At 37.1% G+C, this 15898-nt stretch carries 23 protein-coding genes and 1 pseudogene; 20 read left to right on the top strand and 4 right to left on the bottom strand.

Going from position 1 to position 15898, the window contains the following annotated elements:
• The first annotated feature begins 51 nt into the window (after positions 1-51).
• The 4 genes from AC11ZT_RS01265 to AC11ZT_RS01250 all read left to right on the top strand — a co-directional run bounded on the left by AC11ZT_RS01265 (position 52) and on the right by AC11ZT_RS01250 (position 2208).
• On the top strand, positions 52-267 hold the full coding sequence (locus tag AC11ZT_RS01265; protein ID WP_484057868.1) for a DUF3929 family protein: 216 nt from the start codon (positions 52-54) through the stop codon (positions 265-267).
• Between the two features lie 92 nt (positions 268-359).
• Positions 360-551, top strand: a complete 192-nt coding sequence (locus tag AC11ZT_RS01260) for a hypothetical protein (RefSeq protein ID WP_379966373.1) — start codon at positions 360-362, stop codon at positions 549-551.
• 158 nt (positions 552-709) lie between these two features.
• Entirely contained in the window at positions 710-1282 is a 573-nt protein-coding gene (locus tag AC11ZT_RS01255; protein WP_484057867.1) for a GNAT family N-acetyltransferase, read from the top strand.
• A 152-nt stretch (positions 1283-1434) separates the two neighbouring features.
• A complete protein-coding gene (locus AC11ZT_RS01250) occupies positions 1435-2208 on the top strand; it encodes a Cof-type HAD-IIB family hydrolase (RefSeq protein WP_484057866.1) in 774 nt (257 codons plus the stop codon).
• A gap of 56 nt (positions 2209-2264) precedes the next feature.
• Here the strand turns inward: AC11ZT_RS01250 and AC11ZT_RS01245 are convergent, their stop codons facing one another.
• Positions 2265-2648: a rhodanese-like domain-containing protein gene (locus AC11ZT_RS01245; protein ID WP_484057865.1), complete on the bottom strand. Its 384-nt coding sequence runs from the start codon at positions 2646-2648 to the stop codon at positions 2265-2267.
• A 152-nt stretch (positions 2649-2800) separates the two neighbouring features.
• Here AC11ZT_RS01245 and AC11ZT_RS01240 point away from each other — a divergent pair, with 152 nt between their 5' ends.
• Positions 2801-3637 carry a lipoate--protein ligase family protein gene (locus AC11ZT_RS01240; RefSeq protein WP_484057864.1) on the top strand — a complete coding sequence of 279 codons (837 nt, stop codon included), beginning with the start codon at positions 2801-2803 and terminating at the stop codon, positions 3635-3637.
• Between the two features lie 100 nt (positions 3638-3737).
• Here AC11ZT_RS01240 and AC11ZT_RS01235 read toward each other — a convergent pair whose 3' ends face one another.
• The gene (locus tag AC11ZT_RS01235; RefSeq protein ID WP_484057863.1) at positions 3738-4556 is read right to left on the bottom strand and encodes a hypothetical protein; all 819 of its coding nucleotides are present in this window, start codon (positions 4554-4556) and stop codon (positions 3738-3740) included.
• Positions 4557-4753: 197 nt separating this feature from the next.
• Here AC11ZT_RS01235 and splB point away from each other — a divergent pair, with 197 nt between their 5' ends.
• Both splB and mntR read left to right on the top strand, forming a co-directional pair.
• The gene (splB, locus tag AC11ZT_RS01230) at positions 4754-5779 is read left to right on the top strand and encodes a spore photoproduct lyase (protein ID WP_484057862.1); all 1026 of its coding nucleotides are present in this window, start codon (positions 4754-4756) and stop codon (positions 5777-5779) included.
• Between the two features lie 101 nt (positions 5780-5880).
• Positions 5881-6306, top strand: a complete 426-nt coding sequence (mntR, locus tag AC11ZT_RS01225) for a transcriptional regulator MntR (RefSeq protein WP_379966394.1) — start codon at positions 5881-5883, stop codon at positions 6304-6306.
• Positions 6307-6526: 220 nt separating this feature from the next.
• Here mntR and AC11ZT_RS01220 read toward each other — a convergent pair whose 3' ends face one another.
• Positions 6527-6913, bottom strand: a complete 387-nt coding sequence (locus AC11ZT_RS01220) for an SA1362 family protein (protein WP_484057861.1) — start codon at positions 6911-6913, stop codon at positions 6527-6529.
• A gap of 101 nt (positions 6914-7014) precedes the next feature.
• Entirely contained in the window at positions 7015-7935 is a 921-nt protein-coding gene (locus tag AC11ZT_RS01215; RefSeq protein WP_484057860.1) for a DUF1385 domain-containing protein, read from the bottom strand.
• Positions 7936-8115: 180 nt separating this feature from the next.
• Here AC11ZT_RS01215 and AC11ZT_RS01210 point away from each other — a divergent pair, with 180 nt between their 5' ends.
• From AC11ZT_RS01210 to AC11ZT_RS01150, 13 genes and pseudogenes are all read left to right on the top strand, one after another.
• Complete coding sequence (locus AC11ZT_RS01210; protein ID WP_484057859.1) at positions 8116-8613, top strand: YqhR family membrane protein; 498 nt, start codon at positions 8116-8118, stop codon at positions 8611-8613.
• Between the two features lie 51 nt (positions 8614-8664).
• Positions 8665-9105, top strand: coding sequence for a type II 3-dehydroquinate dehydratase (gene aroQ, locus AC11ZT_RS01205; RefSeq protein ID WP_484057858.1), 441 nt, complete (start codon positions 8665-8667; stop codon positions 9103-9105).
• Positions 9106-9107: 2 nt separating this feature from the next.
• Positions 9108-10169, top strand: a complete 1062-nt coding sequence (gene pepQ, locus AC11ZT_RS01200) for a Xaa-Pro dipeptidase (protein ID WP_484057857.1) — start codon at positions 9108-9110, stop codon at positions 10167-10169.
• A 16-nt stretch (positions 10170-10185) separates the two neighbouring features.
• On the top strand, positions 10186-10743 hold the full coding sequence (gene efp, locus AC11ZT_RS01195; protein ID WP_484057856.1) for an elongation factor P: 558 nt from the start codon (positions 10186-10188) through the stop codon (positions 10741-10743).
• Between the two features lie 216 nt (positions 10744-10959).
• The gene (locus tag AC11ZT_RS01190; RefSeq protein ID WP_484057869.1) at positions 10960-11202 is read left to right on the top strand and encodes a YqhV family protein; all 243 of its coding nucleotides are present in this window, start codon (positions 10960-10962) and stop codon (positions 11200-11202) included.
• A 13-nt stretch (positions 11203-11215) separates the two neighbouring features.
• Complete coding sequence (spoIIIAA, locus tag AC11ZT_RS01185; protein WP_484057855.1) at positions 11216-12130, top strand: stage III sporulation protein AA; 915 nt, start codon at positions 11216-11218, stop codon at positions 12128-12130.
• Positions 12127-12639, top strand: a complete 513-nt coding sequence (spoIIIAB, locus tag AC11ZT_RS01180; RefSeq protein ID WP_484057854.1) for a stage III sporulation protein SpoIIIAB — start codon at positions 12127-12129, stop codon at positions 12637-12639. Before spoIIIAA ends, spoIIIAB begins: the two co-directional genes overlap by 4 nt.
• Positions 12640-12652: 13 nt before the next feature.
• A complete protein-coding gene (spoIIIAC, locus tag AC11ZT_RS01175) occupies positions 12653-12856 on the top strand; it encodes a stage III sporulation protein AC (RefSeq protein ID WP_379966421.1) in 204 nt (67 codons plus the stop codon).
• A 6-nt stretch (positions 12857-12862) separates the two neighbouring features.
• Positions 12863-13261: a stage III sporulation protein AD gene (gene spoIIIAD / locus AC11ZT_RS01170; RefSeq protein ID WP_484057853.1), complete on the top strand. Its 399-nt coding sequence runs from the start codon at positions 12863-12865 to the stop codon at positions 13259-13261.
• A gap of 14 nt (positions 13262-13275) precedes the next feature.
• Positions 13276-14448 carry a stage III sporulation protein AE gene (spoIIIAE, locus tag AC11ZT_RS01165; protein ID WP_484057852.1) on the top strand — a complete coding sequence of 391 codons (1173 nt, stop codon included), beginning with the start codon at positions 13276-13278 and terminating at the stop codon, positions 14446-14448.
• 12 nt (positions 14449-14460) lie between these two features.
• Positions 14461-15084: a stage III sporulation protein AF gene (gene spoIIIAF, locus AC11ZT_RS01160; protein ID WP_484057851.1), complete on the top strand. Its 624-nt coding sequence runs from the start codon at positions 14461-14463 to the stop codon at positions 15082-15084.
• Positions 15071-15715, top strand: a complete 645-nt coding sequence (spoIIIAG, locus tag AC11ZT_RS01155; protein ID WP_484057850.1) for a stage III sporulation protein AG — start codon at positions 15071-15073, stop codon at positions 15713-15715. Before spoIIIAF ends, spoIIIAG begins: the two co-directional genes overlap by 14 nt.
• Before the next feature lie 13 nt (positions 15716-15728).
• A pseudogene (locus tag AC11ZT_RS01150) lies at positions 15729-15898 on the top strand (SpoIIIAH-like family protein); the annotation flags it as partial.

Raw genomic sequence — 15898 nt, 5'->3', positions numbered from 1 at the left:
CTCATACATTTGTTTTTTTTGTGAATACATGAACAAAAGGGAGAGGAAGATGTGACATATAAACGTTATAAAGCGGTATACCATTTAGAAAACGGGAAGATCATTCAAGACATTAAGGAGTTTTATTATAAAGATTTGAAAAAGACGTTGGAACGAGTTGTGAATAGATTGTTACATAAGCGTTCAATTACGGCAATTGACAGCTCAGGCTCAATTATTCGTATTGTTTGCGATGACATAGTAAAAGTGGAGCTTAATCAATTGTAAAAATTTATTTGTAGCGAAAACTTGAGACATAGAAAAGGATTCGCTACAATAAACTTTTGAATGGCAGATGTCATACAAGAAAGGAGAGTAATATGAAATCTGGATATAGCTTTTATATGTTCGTGTTTACGTTTGTGTTAGTAGCAATTTTGACGGTTTACCTAATTATAGATAACAATTGGTATAATACGGTTAGTCCAATTCTTCTTATCTTAATGTATGTGGGGATTGCTACAGTTAGCTTTGGAATGAGAGAGGAAATGTTAAAACCGTTTGAAAAGTAATACATACTAGCTAATTAAAAAAACTAGCATATATAGGGAAATATCCCGATTATGCTAGTTTTTTTACGAAATTTAAAACTAGTATGATGGCTATCTGCTTTAAGGCAGAAAAAAGGAAATACAAGCAGAACTATACTGAAAACGTAGGAGGAGATCTCATGCTATTATCACAATTTCCTACTTTAGAAACGGAGCGGTGTCTGTTACGAGAGATTATACCGTCAGATGAACAACAGATCTTTGAATATTTCTCTGACCCACAGGTTGTACAGTATTATGGATTAGAGCCGTTTACAAGACGTGAACAAGCAGAGCAGTTTATTGTACAAATGCAAACAGGCATAAAAAGCGGTTCTATTCTTCGCTGGGGAATTGAAAAAAAGGATAATCATACTTTAATTGGAACCATTGGATTTCATAATTGGAGTAAATCGCATCAACGTGCTGAAATCGGATACGAATTAAATCATACAGAATGGAATAAAGGATTTATGACGGAAGTTCTAGAGGCGATTATTTCCTATGGGTTTGGTTACCTTGCATTAAACCGAATTGGCGCTGTGGTTCGGAAAGAAAATGTATTTTCAAGGCGCGTTTTAGAAAAATTCGGATTTCGAGAAGAAGGTAATTTGCAAGAATATCAATTTTATTTAGGTCAATATTATGATTTGCTCATGTATGGACTTGTGCAAAGAACGTTTTTGAGTAGAAAATCAGGAGAAAATTCTTGACATGAAACCCGTTTCATACCCTATATTTTACATAAAGTTTCCGCTTACCATTCGCGTAACCATTTGGGCGTTAGAATGGGCGGAGACTTCTGAATCAATTGTAATTGTAGCTAACTCCAAAACAGAATTTGGATATGAGAGGGGCAACTAGGATGGAAAAGAAAATTGTATTTTTTGATATAGATGGAACCCTATTAGATTCTAATAAAACTATACTTCCATCAACAAAGCACGCCATTAGGCAACTGCAACAGAGAGGGATATATACGGCTATTGCTACGGGCCGTACACCGAATATGTTTCAATCTATTCGGCAAGAACTAGGTATTGAATCCTATGTCTCGATAAATGGACAATATGTTATATTCGAAGGATTGGAAATATATAAAAATGAAATCGAAACAAATCAGTTAGGTAGTCTTGTTGAGGATGCAGCAAGTCATGGTCACGAAATGGCGTTTTATAATCATAAACACGTATGTGCAACATCAGCAAGTCATCCGTATATTGAGGATAGTTTTCGTAGCTTTCATATGAACTATCCACCCCACAATCGCAATTTTTATAGGGAGAATCCAGTATATCAAGGAATTCTATTTTGTGAAGAAGGGGACGAGAACTATTACGAAACGTCGTATCCAAACTTTGAATTTGTTCGCTGGCACAACCGGGCAATCGATGTCCTTCCAAAGGGAAGTTCAAAAGCGAAAGGAATTCAACAGTTTATTAAGCGAGCAGGATTTTCAGTAGAAAATACATTTGCCTTTGGTGATGGCCGAAATGATATGCAAATGCTATCGTATGTAGGGACAGGGATAGCCATGGGAAATGCGGTGGATGAGTTGAAGCAACGTGCAGATGTCGTTACAAAAAGCTGTGACGAAGATGGAATAGTAACTGGATTGAAGGCGGTTCATTTACTATAAACAAAGAAAAGGCCGTTACTTTTTTGTATCGGCCTTTTCTCTGCTTATTATTCTGCTTAGTTAGATTTAATTTTTCCTGTCCAAGATTTAAAGCCGCCTTGCAGTTGGAACAATTGATTGTAACCTTTTCGTTTTAGCATTTGACCAGCGCGTCCTGATCGAAGTCCATTTTGACAATATAAGTAAACAGCTTGATCTGGTCTAATTTCTTTGTATCTGTTTTGTAGTTGTGAAAGTGGAATATTTCTAGCACCAAGAATATGTCCAGCTTTAAAGTCTTTATCCTCACGAATATCGATAATTTGGGCTTTGCGGTATGTAGAACGAAATTCTTCTTCCGTAAGTGTTTTTACAATTTTACGTTGAGTGAAGTATGTAACTACAGAATAGGTAATAATCGCAACAGAAAGAATGATTAAAACAATTGAGCTTATTGACACGATAAAATCGACCCCTTTTTTTATTTCTATCTTTAATAATATAATGACCACATCACTTAATGCAATATAGTCTGCTCAAATTCATATTTTTTCACAAATATTGTCGAATTTGTTATAGTGAAATATAAAAGGCTTTTAAATTGAGGTGTATTATGGAAAAAGAAGTATGGAATTTTATCTATTCTGGGGCAGGTTCTCCGGCATACAATATGGCACTCGATGAATGTTTGCTGAATTGGCAGAGCGAGAAAAAAATGGCTCCAACAATACGGTTTTATGAATGGAGTGTTCCAACACTATCCATTGGATATTTTCAGCATGTTGGAAAGGAAATAAATATGGATGAGGTAAACCGTCGCAACTTTGGATTTGTTCGCAGACCTACTGGTGGGAGAAGTGTACTTCATGACCGTGAACTTACGTACAGCGTTATTGTACGGGAAGACCATCCCAATATGCCGAAAACGGTAACAGAAGCGTATCGTGTCATTTCTGAGGGATTATTAGAAGGATTTCGGTCATTAGGGTTCCAAGCTTATTTTTCTGTTCCCAACACACAGAAAGAACGCGATGATTTAAAAAATCCTCGTTCCTCGGTTTGTTTCGATGCTCCTTCTTGGTATGAGATTGTTGTAGAAGAACGAAAAATTGCAGGTAGTGCACAGACTCGTCAAAAGGATGTTATTTTGCAGCATGGATCTATACCACTAGAAATTGATATCGACACCTTGTACGACTTATTTTTGTTTCCTAATGATCGAATGAAAGATAGGATGAAGCGAATGTTCACTTCAAAAGCAGTTGCCATCAATTCGCTTACGGATGAAAAATTTACGATAAATCAGTTGGTGCAGGCCTTTAAAATTGGTTTTGAAAAAGGGTTGCATATTAATTTATGTGAATATAAATTAAGTGAACAGCAAATGAAAGAGGTTGAAAGGGTTGCTCGGGAGAAATACGAAAGTGATGACTGGAATTATAAAAAATAGTTTGTTTATTTACGGAATGGTATAAGATCTAGAAAAATGACATGTAAAGGAGTAATTCCTTTTCATGTCAATTTACGATCTGGCAATTTTTTTGTTTACACTATACGAGGCTTAGGAGTTTTTGCAAATCCATCCCTTTTCCCTTTAACTCACGAAGACTGGTTACTACCCCAATAATCTCGGAATCAAGTGGTAACATGGCACCTTGAGATGCGAGCTCTGCCTTTAATTCTTCGATACTTTTATCGATATCCAAGCCAAGTGTGTAATCTTGGCATACAGCAATGGCATGCGATACAAGTGCATGATAGTGTTCCTCTAACTTGTTAGGTGACAAATTATCATTCGTTTGTTGCAAATCCTTTTTCTCTATCTTAATCTCTGAAGGAGTTGGTTGTTCATAAGTTTTAACTGATTCTACGCGTTTAGCTGTCGCTTCTGTTTTCAGTAAGGTTGGTTGGCTAGGGCTAGGAGTTATTTTTTCATAGGATGCGTTATGTTCTGGTTTCTTTTCTAAGGTGTATACATGTAATGATTCTTTCGATGAACTTGTAGTAGAAATCTCATCTTGAATATCCTCGTTTCCCTCGGCCTCCTCTTGGTTTTCCTTGCTCCACATAATACGTTCAATGCTCAATGTAACGTTATTATTTTTCATGTCAAGCAATGTTACTTTTCCGACCTCTGCTTTTCCAGAAAAATCTACAATTTTATATATTACAGTGTCATTCCAATCCAGGTTCCCACTAAAAAATAATTCTTCATTTGATTTTGGATGGAGTCCTTCAATTTTGATTTCCTCATTTAGTCCATTGTTACTATATACCATGATTGTTGAAGCTGATACATCTTTATCAGCCAACATAAGTTCGCGTATCATTTTCCCCGTTTTTACCGCTGCTTTTTTCTTTAGTGCCATACAATTTACTCCTCTCTTCCCCAACTAAAACGTTACTTTATCAAAAAATACTCACAAGGATTTATGATACCTATAAGGGATGGGGTTCGTCAACTATTTAAATTATTTCTTCGATAAATTTTATAAGTAGTAATGGTTGTTCAAGGGGATATTATATGCAGGTTGCATAGGAAATATAGGAGAAAGGAATAAAAATAATGAAACCATTTATGCCTAAACTTGTTTACTTTGAGCCACAAGCACTCGATTATCCGCTTGGACAAGAGTTGTATAATAAATTTTCAAAAATGAATGTGGAAATAAGAGAGACAAGTTCTCATAATCAAATACGTAATTTTCCAGGAGATACAGATCTACAGAAATATCGGAATGCAAAAAGTACGTTAGTGGTAGGGGTACGTCGTACGCTAAAATTTGATACATCCAAGCCGTCTGCAGAATATGCAATCCCTCTTGCGACAGGTTGTATGGGGCATTGTCACTATTGTTATCTACAAACCACTCTCGGTAGTAAGCCTTATATTCGTGTGTATGTAAATCTAGATGAAATCTTTGAACAGGCCCAAACGTACATGGACGAACGCGCGCCTAATTTGACCAGATTTGAAGCAGCATGTACATCAGATATCGTAGGGATTGATCATTTAACGCACGCTCTTAAAAAAACGATTGAGTTTTTTGGAACTACTCCATATGGACACCTGCGCTTTGTTACAAAGTTTTCTCATGTTGATCATCTTTTAGATGCTAAGCATAATGGGAAGACAACATTTCGGTTTAGTATTAATTCTCGTTATGTTATTCATAATTTTGAACCAGGTACTTCTTCTTTTGAGGATAGAATAAATGCTGCAAGAAAGGTCGCTAAGGCAAACTATCCATTGGGTTTTATCGTTGCTCCTATTTATATGCATGAGGGATGGGAAGAGGGGTATCATGAATTGTTCTCGCGTCTTTATGAGCATCTTCATGATATTGCTTCTGATACAATTTCATTTGAATTAATTCAGCATCGGTTTACAAAGCCTGCAAAAAATGTCATTATGAAAAGATATCCGAATACTTTGCTAGAAATGGATGAATCGAAACGAAAGTACAAATGGGGTAGGTATGGAATTGGAAAATATGTATATGAGACCAATGATGCAGTAAGATTAGAGCATACGATTTCGTCCTATATTCATGAATATTTTCCGAACGCAAATATTCTTTATTTCACGTAAACTTTAACCTCCAACTTGTCACCATTCTCTTTCTGTTGTATCCTTTTATTGATTGCTTTTGTTCGGAAAGAGAGAAGAAATTATTTGGATGGAGGAAACCAATGCCTACTCCTAGTATGGAAGACTATATAGAACAAATTTATTTATTAATTGAAGAGAAAGGGTACGCAAGGGTATCTGACATCGCAGATGCATTAAATGTACATCCTTCCTCAGTGACAAAGATGGTGCAAAAACTAGACAAAGACGAATATCTGGTTTATGAAAAATATCGTGGGCTCATATTAACAACAAAGGGTAAAAAAATAGGAAAGCGGCTCGTTTATCGGCATGAACTACTTGAGCAGCTTATGAGAGTGATTGGTGTGGAAGAAAGTAAGATATACGGTGATGTAGAAGGAATTGAACATCATCTTAGCTGGGAAGCAATAGACCGTATAGGTGATCTTGTTCAATATTTCGAAGAAGACGAAACGCGAGTAGAGGCACTTCGTATGGTTCGGAAAACGAATGATGAACAAGAATAATAAGAACGGGTATTATGGACCTCATTATGTAAAAGACTTTGTTAAAGCTATTTGTTGATTTAACTAGGTTGATTGGAGCGGAAGGTGCGAGACTCCTGCGGGAAAAACGGCCCGCAGGCGCATAGCGCCGAGGAGGCTCCCTAAGCCTAGCGGAAAGCTCGCACCTGGAGCGGAACCTTGCAGGCACGTTTAACAGAGCCATGTAAAAAGAAAGACCGCGCTAGAATGAAGCGCGGTCTTTCTTTTTACCCTTTTTCCCTTCGATAACGGTGAGATGGGTTTGTTTTCTTTTTTTCTTAAAAAGAGATGAAGTCGTCTTACTATTTTTACTTTCTCTTTTATTTTGATTGGTAAGAGGGGTAACGTTGCGTTTTGTATACTTACGTTTAGACTGCTTCACAGCACGATTATAAGATGCACGCGAATTCGCCCCGCCAGTGCTAGTTATCAGCCTGTATAACAAATAAATTACTCCTAAAACTATGACAATGACTAATATTTGTCTTATTAAATCCGCAGGGTTTTGGACTGCAGTCGTTACAAGCTGAAACACGGCAAGCCCTACAATACATAAAACAAGGACTATGGGAAACGAACGGCCTTTCATTGCATACACCTCCTACTGTTATTATACAGCTTTAGAAAAAGTGTTGGTAATATGAAAATAGGGAATTTATATAAATTCAGAATTTCGTCAAAAATAAATGGTTACTTAGTGTGTTCAAGTGTAAGAAGTTCTTTAAAGGATGCGATGGCGACTTCAACTTGATCATTTGCTGGTTCTTTCGTCGTAAGGAGTTGAAGCCACAGTCCCGGGTAACCTAGAAATTTCAATACAGGAATATTACGTAATGCATTTGTGAATTGAAGTACTTCAAAAGAGATTCCTAGAACAACAGGAATTAATAAAATTCGATTTAATACACGTGACCAAAGGGGTTCAGTTGGTACGAGTAAATAAACAAACATCCCTATAATGACGGTGAACAAGATAAAGCTGCTTCCACAACGATAATGAAGTCGGGATTGTTTTTGAACATTTTCCACTGTTAATGGCAGATTGTTTTCAAATGCATTAATTACTTTGTGTTCAGCACCGTGATATTGAAACACACGCTTAATAAGTGGAGTAAGAGATACACCATAGATATAGCTTAGTAGCAAAATAAGCTTTATAGCGCTTTCTATCATGACTTGTGCCATATGAGATGTAAAGATAGGTCTTGTCAGTTCTGCTAATATCGCAGGAACTGCCGAAAAAACAATCTTTCCAACAATGAAAGATAAAACTCCAACTGTGGCTACTCCAAGAATCATTGTAAGCTTTGATTGTTCTTGCTTCTTCATAGCAAGTTGTTCTTCATCTGCAGGATCAACATCAAATCGTTCTGAAGAAAAGTTTAAGTGCTTTGCACCATTAGCGCTTGCATTTATGATTGCAGCAATTCCTCGTATAAATGGAATTTTTTTTAGCGACTGTAACCATTTGTTTTGGACACGTGGTAATCGATAATATTCAATGGATTTATCTTTTCTTCGAACAGCTGTAACTGTATATTCTCTTCCGCCAAACATAACTCCTTCTACTACTGCTTGACCGCCGTATATTTGTTTTGTCTCCTGTGACATGTAAACACCAACCTGTATTTTGTTTTCCTCCATTGTATCGGTAAAGCTCGCCTTATGACAAGGAAAACTACTGGCATGGTGTTGGAATATATATATTTGTATTGCCAAAGTCCACTTTTTTTAAACATTATCATGATTTTTTGCCTAAAAGGACATATTACTAGCGTGAGGTGAAGAAAATTGAAAAAGCAAAGCGAAAAGAATGAGAAGTCGTTTGCAAGTAAAATCGTGAAAATTGGATTATTTGGTGGCTTTTTTTGGGGATGTGTGTGGTATTTTTTTTATATTTTTTCTTTTACAGATGTTGGTCCAAACTATTTTTTATTGCCATTTTCTCTTGGAGAATGGAAGAAAGAGTGGATCGGTCAATTTGTAGGGATTTTCGTGATGAGTATATTGTCAATTGGTACCGCTGCTTTATATGCATTATTTAAACGATTTCAGGGTGTAATGCCAGGTATTATATACGGTTTGATATGGTGGAGCGTTTTGTTTTTTAGCGTGAGCCTATTTTCTCCAGTATTAAAAGATGTTTGGCAGCTTCCAAAAGAAACGATAGTGACAACGGTTTGTATTTTTATTATATATGGTGTGTTCATCGCATATTCCGTATCTTTTGAGGCAAATGAACGAAATTTGAATTCTGGAAAGAAGGAGGGTAACTATTCAAATAAGTAGCACATATGGTAGAATGTTCTGTGAACATTCATATATAAGGGGATCGTGCAGATGAAAAAAATACTCCTCATAAATGGACCGAATTTGAATCTACTTGGCGTACGTGAAGTGGGAGTTTACGGCATGAATACACTTCAGTCCCTTGAGGAAGATCTTTGTCGGTTTGGTCATGAGTTAGGTGTAAATGTAGATTGTTTTCAATCTAATCATGAAGGTGCTATTATAGATAAGCTTCATGAAGCGCAAGATTTGTATGAAGGTATTATTCTTAATCCGGGTGCATTTACCCACTATAGCTATGCGATACGTGATGCGATTGCTAGCATTACACGTCCAGTTATTGAAGTTCATATTTCTAATGTTCATAAGCGTGAATCTTTTCGTCACGTTTCAGTAACCGCACCTGTATGCTTCGGTCAAATTGTTGGATTTGGATTTTATGGATATAAGATGGCGCTTCGGGCACTTGTTGAAAATTTTAAGGAGGCATAATGATGGAAAAGCTTTCAAAGCTAAGAGAATCATTTGCTAGTGCAAATGTGGATGGATTGCTCATTACGAGTAGTTTTAACCGTACATATATGGCAAATTTCACTGGGACAGCAGGCGTTGTTCTTATTTCTAATGATCGGGCACTTTTTATAACCGATTTTCGTTACGTAGAACAAGCAAAAAAACAAGCAGTTGGTTATGAAATTATACAACATTCCGGTATGGTTGCACAGGAAGTGGCAGCGCGGGTGAAAGAGTTAGGAATTGAAAAGCTAGCTGTTGAACAAGATTCACTTACATATGGAGAATTTAAATTGTATGAAGAGTATGTAAATGCAGAGCTTGTGCCAACTTCGGGAATGGTAGAAAAGTTACGCTTGATTAAGACAGACTCTGAGATTAAGATATTAAAGGATGCAGCACAAATTGCAGATGCGGCCTTTACACACATCTTATCATTTATTACGGCGGGTGTTTCTGAATTAGATGTCTTGAACGAATTGGAATTTTTCATGAGAAAACAAGGTGCAACTTCTTCTTCGTTTGATACAATTGTTGCGTCAGGCAAGCGTTCTGCATTGCCTCATGGTGTGGCCTCTGAAAAGTTGATTGAAAAGGGAGATTTTGTTACATTAGATTTCGGTGCCTATTATAAAGGGTATTGTTCTGATATGACACGTACGATCGCTGTAGGTGAACCTTCTCCTGAACTAAAACATATATATGAAATTGTCTTGGAAGCACAACTTCGAGGCGTGAACGGAATAAAGGCTGGTTTAACGGGTATTCAAGCCGATGCATTAACTCGTGATTACATAACAGAAAAAGGGTTTGGACCAAATTATGGACATTCTACAGGTCATGGAATTGGACTTGAAATTCATGAAGGTCCTGCTTTATCCTTCCGCTCTAATACGGTATTAGAGCCAGGGATGGTTGTAACTGTTGAACCAGGCATCTATGTTCCGGGTTTAGGCGGCGTTCGTATTGAGGATGATATTCTTGTAACGAAGGATGCAAATGAAATTTTAACACATTCCCCAAAAGAACTTATTATTTTATAATACAGGAGGATTTTTCATGATTTCAGTAAATGATTTTCGTACAGGTTTGACAATTGAAGTGGATAATGCAATTTGGCAAGTTATTGATTTCCAACACGTAAAACCAGGTAAAGGAGCGGCGTTTGTTCGTTCTAAGCTTCGTAACCTCCGCACAGGTGCCATTCAAGAAAAAACCTTCCGCGCTGGTGAAAAAGTAGCAAAGGCTCATATTGAAAACCGTCGTATGCAGTACTTGTATGCAATGGGTGATTCCCATGTATTCATGGATAATGAAAGTTATGAACAGCTTGAACTTCCTGCATCACAAATCGAACATGAATTAAAATACTTGAAAGAAAATATGGAAGTATTCATCATGACATTCCAAGGCGAAATTCTTGGTATTCAGCTTCCAAATACAGTGGAATTAGTAGTTAGTGAAACAGAACCGGGTATTAAAGGGGATACAGCATCGAACGTTACGAAGCCTGCCACTTTAGAAACAGGTTTAATTGTTCAAGTACCAATCTTTATTAATGAAGGAGAAACACTTATTATCAATACAGCAGAAGGTAAATACGTTTCTCGTGCTTAATCAAAATGAAATAAGTTTTGAATAGAAAACATAGAGTCGTTCTTAGACCTTCTATCTAGATTGCAAACTGTAATCTAGATAGAAGGTCTATTTTTGTTTACAGAAGTTTTATCATCTCTTCCTTTTTTCATTCTGAAATGGACAAACGGAGCATAAGGTTGTACAAAACGAACCTTTTTTTGGAGAGAAGGTGAAACATTGAAAGATTCGGTTTTAATGATGGCAGTGCTTCGCATTTTTTCAGGCAGTGCTGAAATACTGGCAGCCATACTAATGCTTTATTTTAATGATGCAAAAAAAGCGTTAGCTATTAATAGTGTGTTAGCTTTTGTTGGTCCGTCAGTACTCATTATAACAATGTCAATCGGAATTATTAGCGTAGCCAATGAACTTTCCTTTTTAAAAATCGTTTTCTTATTAATGGGAATCTCGTGTATTTTGATTGCAGTTTTTAAGTGATGGGGAGAAAACAATGAGAGAAGTAATGGAGCTATTACCAAAAGTAGTGCAGTCATTGTTACAAATGGAAGAGAAAGAGGGAATAGAAGAAATTCGACTTCGTATAAATAAGCCACTGGAATGCATTGTTCGTGGGAAACCACGTTTTTACACATATAAGGTTACTCAGGAGGATGCTGTATTTGTATTAAATAAACTAAGTCAGCATTCGCTATATACGATGGAGGAAGAATTAAAAAGAGGGTACGTTACTTTGCAAGGAGGACACCGGGTTGGGTTAGCGGGGAAGGTCATTACGGAAAAGGGTACGGTAAAGATGATACGAGATGTTTCTTCTTTTAATATTCGAGTTGCAAGGCAAAAAATTGGAGTTGCTAAACCGTTACTACCTTATCTATACAATAACTATTGGCTGAATACGATGATTATTGGCCCTCCGCAAACTGGAAAAACAACCTTGCTTCGCGATATAGCACGAACCATTAGTATGGGTTCAGATAAAGTTCCTTCTTGCAAGGTAGCAATCGTGGATGAACGATCTGAAATTGCAGGATGTGTGAAAGGAGTTCCTCAGCATGATCTTGGTCTTCGAGTCGATGTGCTAGATGCTTGTCCGAAGGCAGAAGGAATGATGATGCTAATACGGTCGATGAGTCCTGATGTAATAGTGGTTGATGAAATTGGGAGACAAGAGGATAGCGAGGCCATTCAGGAAGCAATTCATGCCGGTGTTCAGCTTATTGTTACTGCACACGGATATAATTGGGACGATGTTTGGAAACGTCCATCTATTCGTGAATTAATGGAACTAGGGGTTTTTGAACGATTTATTGAATTATCAAGGCAGAAAGGACCAGGGACCGTTCAAGCAGTTAAGGACAAACGAGGTCAGTCGATTTTTACAAAAGCGAGAGTGAAGCCTACATGATCAAAATAATCGGTTCGATTCTTATTATAGCTACTACAACATGGATTGGTTTTCAAATAGCTAAGCAGGTTCGTGAAAGACCAAGACAAATTCGGTTAGTGAAAACAGCCCTCCAAACATTAGAGGCAGAAATTATGTATGGGCATACACCGCTAAGTGAAGCGGCACGAAGGCTTACAAAGCAAATGCCAACTCCGATAAGTTGGTTGTTTTCATGCTTTCATAGCCATTTAGAAGAAGATAAAACGGTTCGCGATGCTTGGAATGAAAGCTTAGACGATGTATGGAAACGAACAGCGCTTAAACAGGTTGAATATGAAATTCTGCAGCAATTTGGAGAAACGCTTGGACAACATGACCGCGATTCTCAGCAAAAGCATATTAGGCTTTGCATCTCTCATTTGGAACGTGAGGAAGGCGAAGCGAAGGATATACAGCTTCGCTATGAAAAAATGATGAAAAGTCTTGGCGTTTTAACAGGTCTTCTCATCGTCATTTTATTGTTGTAGGAGGGAACGACTCATGTCCATTGATGTTGGACTTATCTTTCAAATTGCTGGAATTGGAATCATTTTAGCATTTATCCATACTGTACTAAAGGAGCTAAAACGCGAAGACATTGCGAACTGGGTTATTCTTGTTGGCTTTGTTGTTATATTATTTCATGTCGCCTTCTTAATTGGAGATCTCTTTACGAAGCTAAAAAGTGTATTTCTGTTTCAGTAGAAGGAGGTGAGTCACATCGAAATTTTTCAAATTGTCGGATTAGGGTTTATTGCCACGTTTTTAGCATCATTATTAAATCAGCATAAATCGAGTATCTCATCCATGTTTATAGTATTTGTAGGAACGATGATGTTTTTACTATTACTAGATCAAATCGGAGTTATTTTAGAAATGATAACGCGCATTGGAAAAGAAGCAAAAATAAATAATGTCTATGTGGAAACGTTGCTAAAGATAATTGGAATTGCCTATATTGCGGAATTTGCATCTCATGTAACAAAGGATGCTGGACAAAGTGCAATCGCCTCTAAGATTGAGATGGCGGGTAAGATACTCATTCTTGCAATGGCGATTCCAATTTTAACGGTTGTAATCGAAACGGTTCTAGGCTTCTTACCGAAATGAGAAAGGGTGAGCAAATGCGTACAAAAAGATTGATTAATTTTCTCTTTTTCTTTCTCTTCTTTTTCTCATCATCTTTTTTGGTACAAGCCGCCCCATCGCAACAAACAATCATAAACGAGCAGGTTGATAAATTAGGCGTGAGTGATATTAAAACGTATTGGGACGAGCTTGTTAGTAAGTATGGTCTATACTTGCCTGAAAGTCAGAAGGGGAACTTTATGGAATTTATAAAAGGTGAAAAAAAGTTTTCATTACAGGATTGGATTGGGGGATTAGTAAAGTATTTATTTCATGAACTGATTGCAAATGGAAAGCTGCTTGGGACTTTAATATTACTTACGGTGTTTAGCGCCCTGCTACAATCTATGCAATCGTCGTTTGAGAAAAAAACGAGTAGCAAAGTAGCAGATGCTGTTATTTATATGGTACTCATGATTTTTGCACTTAATAGTTTTTACGTTGTAACCAACTATGCCAAAGACACAATTCAAACAATGATTGATTTTCTCCTTGCCCTTCTACCCATTCTTCTTGCTCTCATAGCCACTGGAGGTGGCGTTGTTTCAGTTGCCTTCTTCCATCCAATTATTATCTTTCTTATGAATACGAGCGGGATGCTTATGAACTATGTTGTTCTGCCCTTGCTAACGCTCTCGACTATATTAAGTATTGTCAGTACGCTTAGTGATCAGTATAAAGTTACAAAGCTATCTAAACTTCTTCAAAACGCAAGTGTTGGTCTAATCGGATTGTTTCTCACTATTTTTTTGGCCGTGTTATCTGTTCAAGGAACGGCATCGGCTGTTGCAGATGGAATTGCTATAAAAACGGCAAAGTTTGTAACGGGTAATTTTATTCCGGTTGTAGGTAGATTTTTTACTGAAGCAACAGATACGGTACTTAGTGCATCTGCGCTGTTAAAAAATACGGTTGGGATAGCAGGAACAATCATATTGGCGCTTATCATCGTTTTTCCAGCTATTAAAATCTTTGCAGTCGCATTTATCTACAAGTTTGCAGCAGCTAGCTTGCAACCTATTGGAAGCAGTGCAATTATTCAATGCTTAGATTCGATTGGAAAAAGTATTATCTATGTCTTTGCGTGTTTAGCGATTGTTTCACTCATGTTTTTTTTAAGTATTACGATTATCATTGCGGCAGGTAATGTAACGCTAATGATGAGATAGGAGGTATTTCGTGTGCAATACATTACAGAGTGGATCCGGAATATTGTAGTATTCCTTCTACTTGCAACGATGATTCATTTACTAGTTCCTCATTCAAATTTACAAAAATATGTGAAATTTGTTGTGAGCCTAATGCTCATTGTACTCATATTAACGCCATTTTTTACACTTTTACAAACGGATGTCCCCAAAGCCATTGGTAATTTGTATAAGCAAAAGGAACTAGATGATAAAAAAATAGAAAATACAATTAATGTGAAGAAAAAAGAAATACAAGCCTCACAGCGTGCATATATTTTAGAACAGATGGCTGTCCAGATGAAAAATGATGTCTCAAAAAAACTAGAAAGTGAGTACGGCCTGCAAATCGTCAATCTGGACATCACCATAGGGAAAGACAAGCAGGAAGTATCATCGCAACAAGACATCGAAGCAGTCACGGTAAGTTTTGACAAGGTTGACGGGCGCCGACCTACAACGATTGAAACAGTAAAGAAGGTAGATATTTCTTCTCCTGAATCCATTCCGGATAAGCAAACGGATGTCCAACAGTTTCTTGCTAAGGAGTGGCAGGTCGATCAAAGCAAAATTAAAGTAGGGGAAGGGAGGGCAGGAAAAACGTATGAGCAGCAATAAATCAAACTGGCTTCACAAGTTACTGAATAGCTTCGATGATGAAGATAAAGGGAAAAAAAGAATAACACCTAAGCTTGTCTTACTCTTGCTAGCGCTCGGTATATTGCTTATGTTTTCAAGTGATTTCTTTCAAAAAAAACAAACCGTTCCCATTGCCACCCAAAAGCAAACTGATAATAATACGAATGAAGTGCAAGCATTTTCGCAAAAAAGTCCCAGTTTATCTCAAGTTGAAAAAGATGAAAAGAAATTTGAAGACCAGCTTAAAAATGCATTAGAGGGAATTATTGGTGTTAGTGATGTTACAGTCGTTGTGAACCTTGCTTCTTCAGATATAAAGGTTCTAGAAAAAGATACGGTTGTACGGAATCAAAAAACTGACGAAACAGATCGCGACGGTGGGAAACGTACTGTGGATGATCAATCCACGGATAGTAAAGTCGTAATTGTACGTGAAGGGGATAAAGAGGTGCCGATTGTGATTAAAGAAGATAAACCTGGGGTGCGTGGTGTGATTATAACAGCAAAAGGTGCTGACAATATTGAAATTAAAAAAAATATACTAGATGCTGTTACCCGCTTGCTTGGGGTGCCCAGTCATCGTGTTTCCATATTAGCGAAGAAAAGCTAGAGGAGGAATAATAGTGTTAAAAAAACAAACGGTTTGGTTATTAACGATGTTAAGTTTAGTAGTTGTACTTTCCGTTTACTACGTTACGACGCCTGATGGACAAAATTCTAACGTTGTAACGAGCCCGGTTAATCCACCTGCTAAGGACAAAAATCAAACAGAAAAAGATGCAAGTAATAAGAG

The organism is Ectobacillus sp. (assembly GCF_056992975.1).
This window is presented reverse-complemented; position numbering and strand designations above follow the sequence as displayed.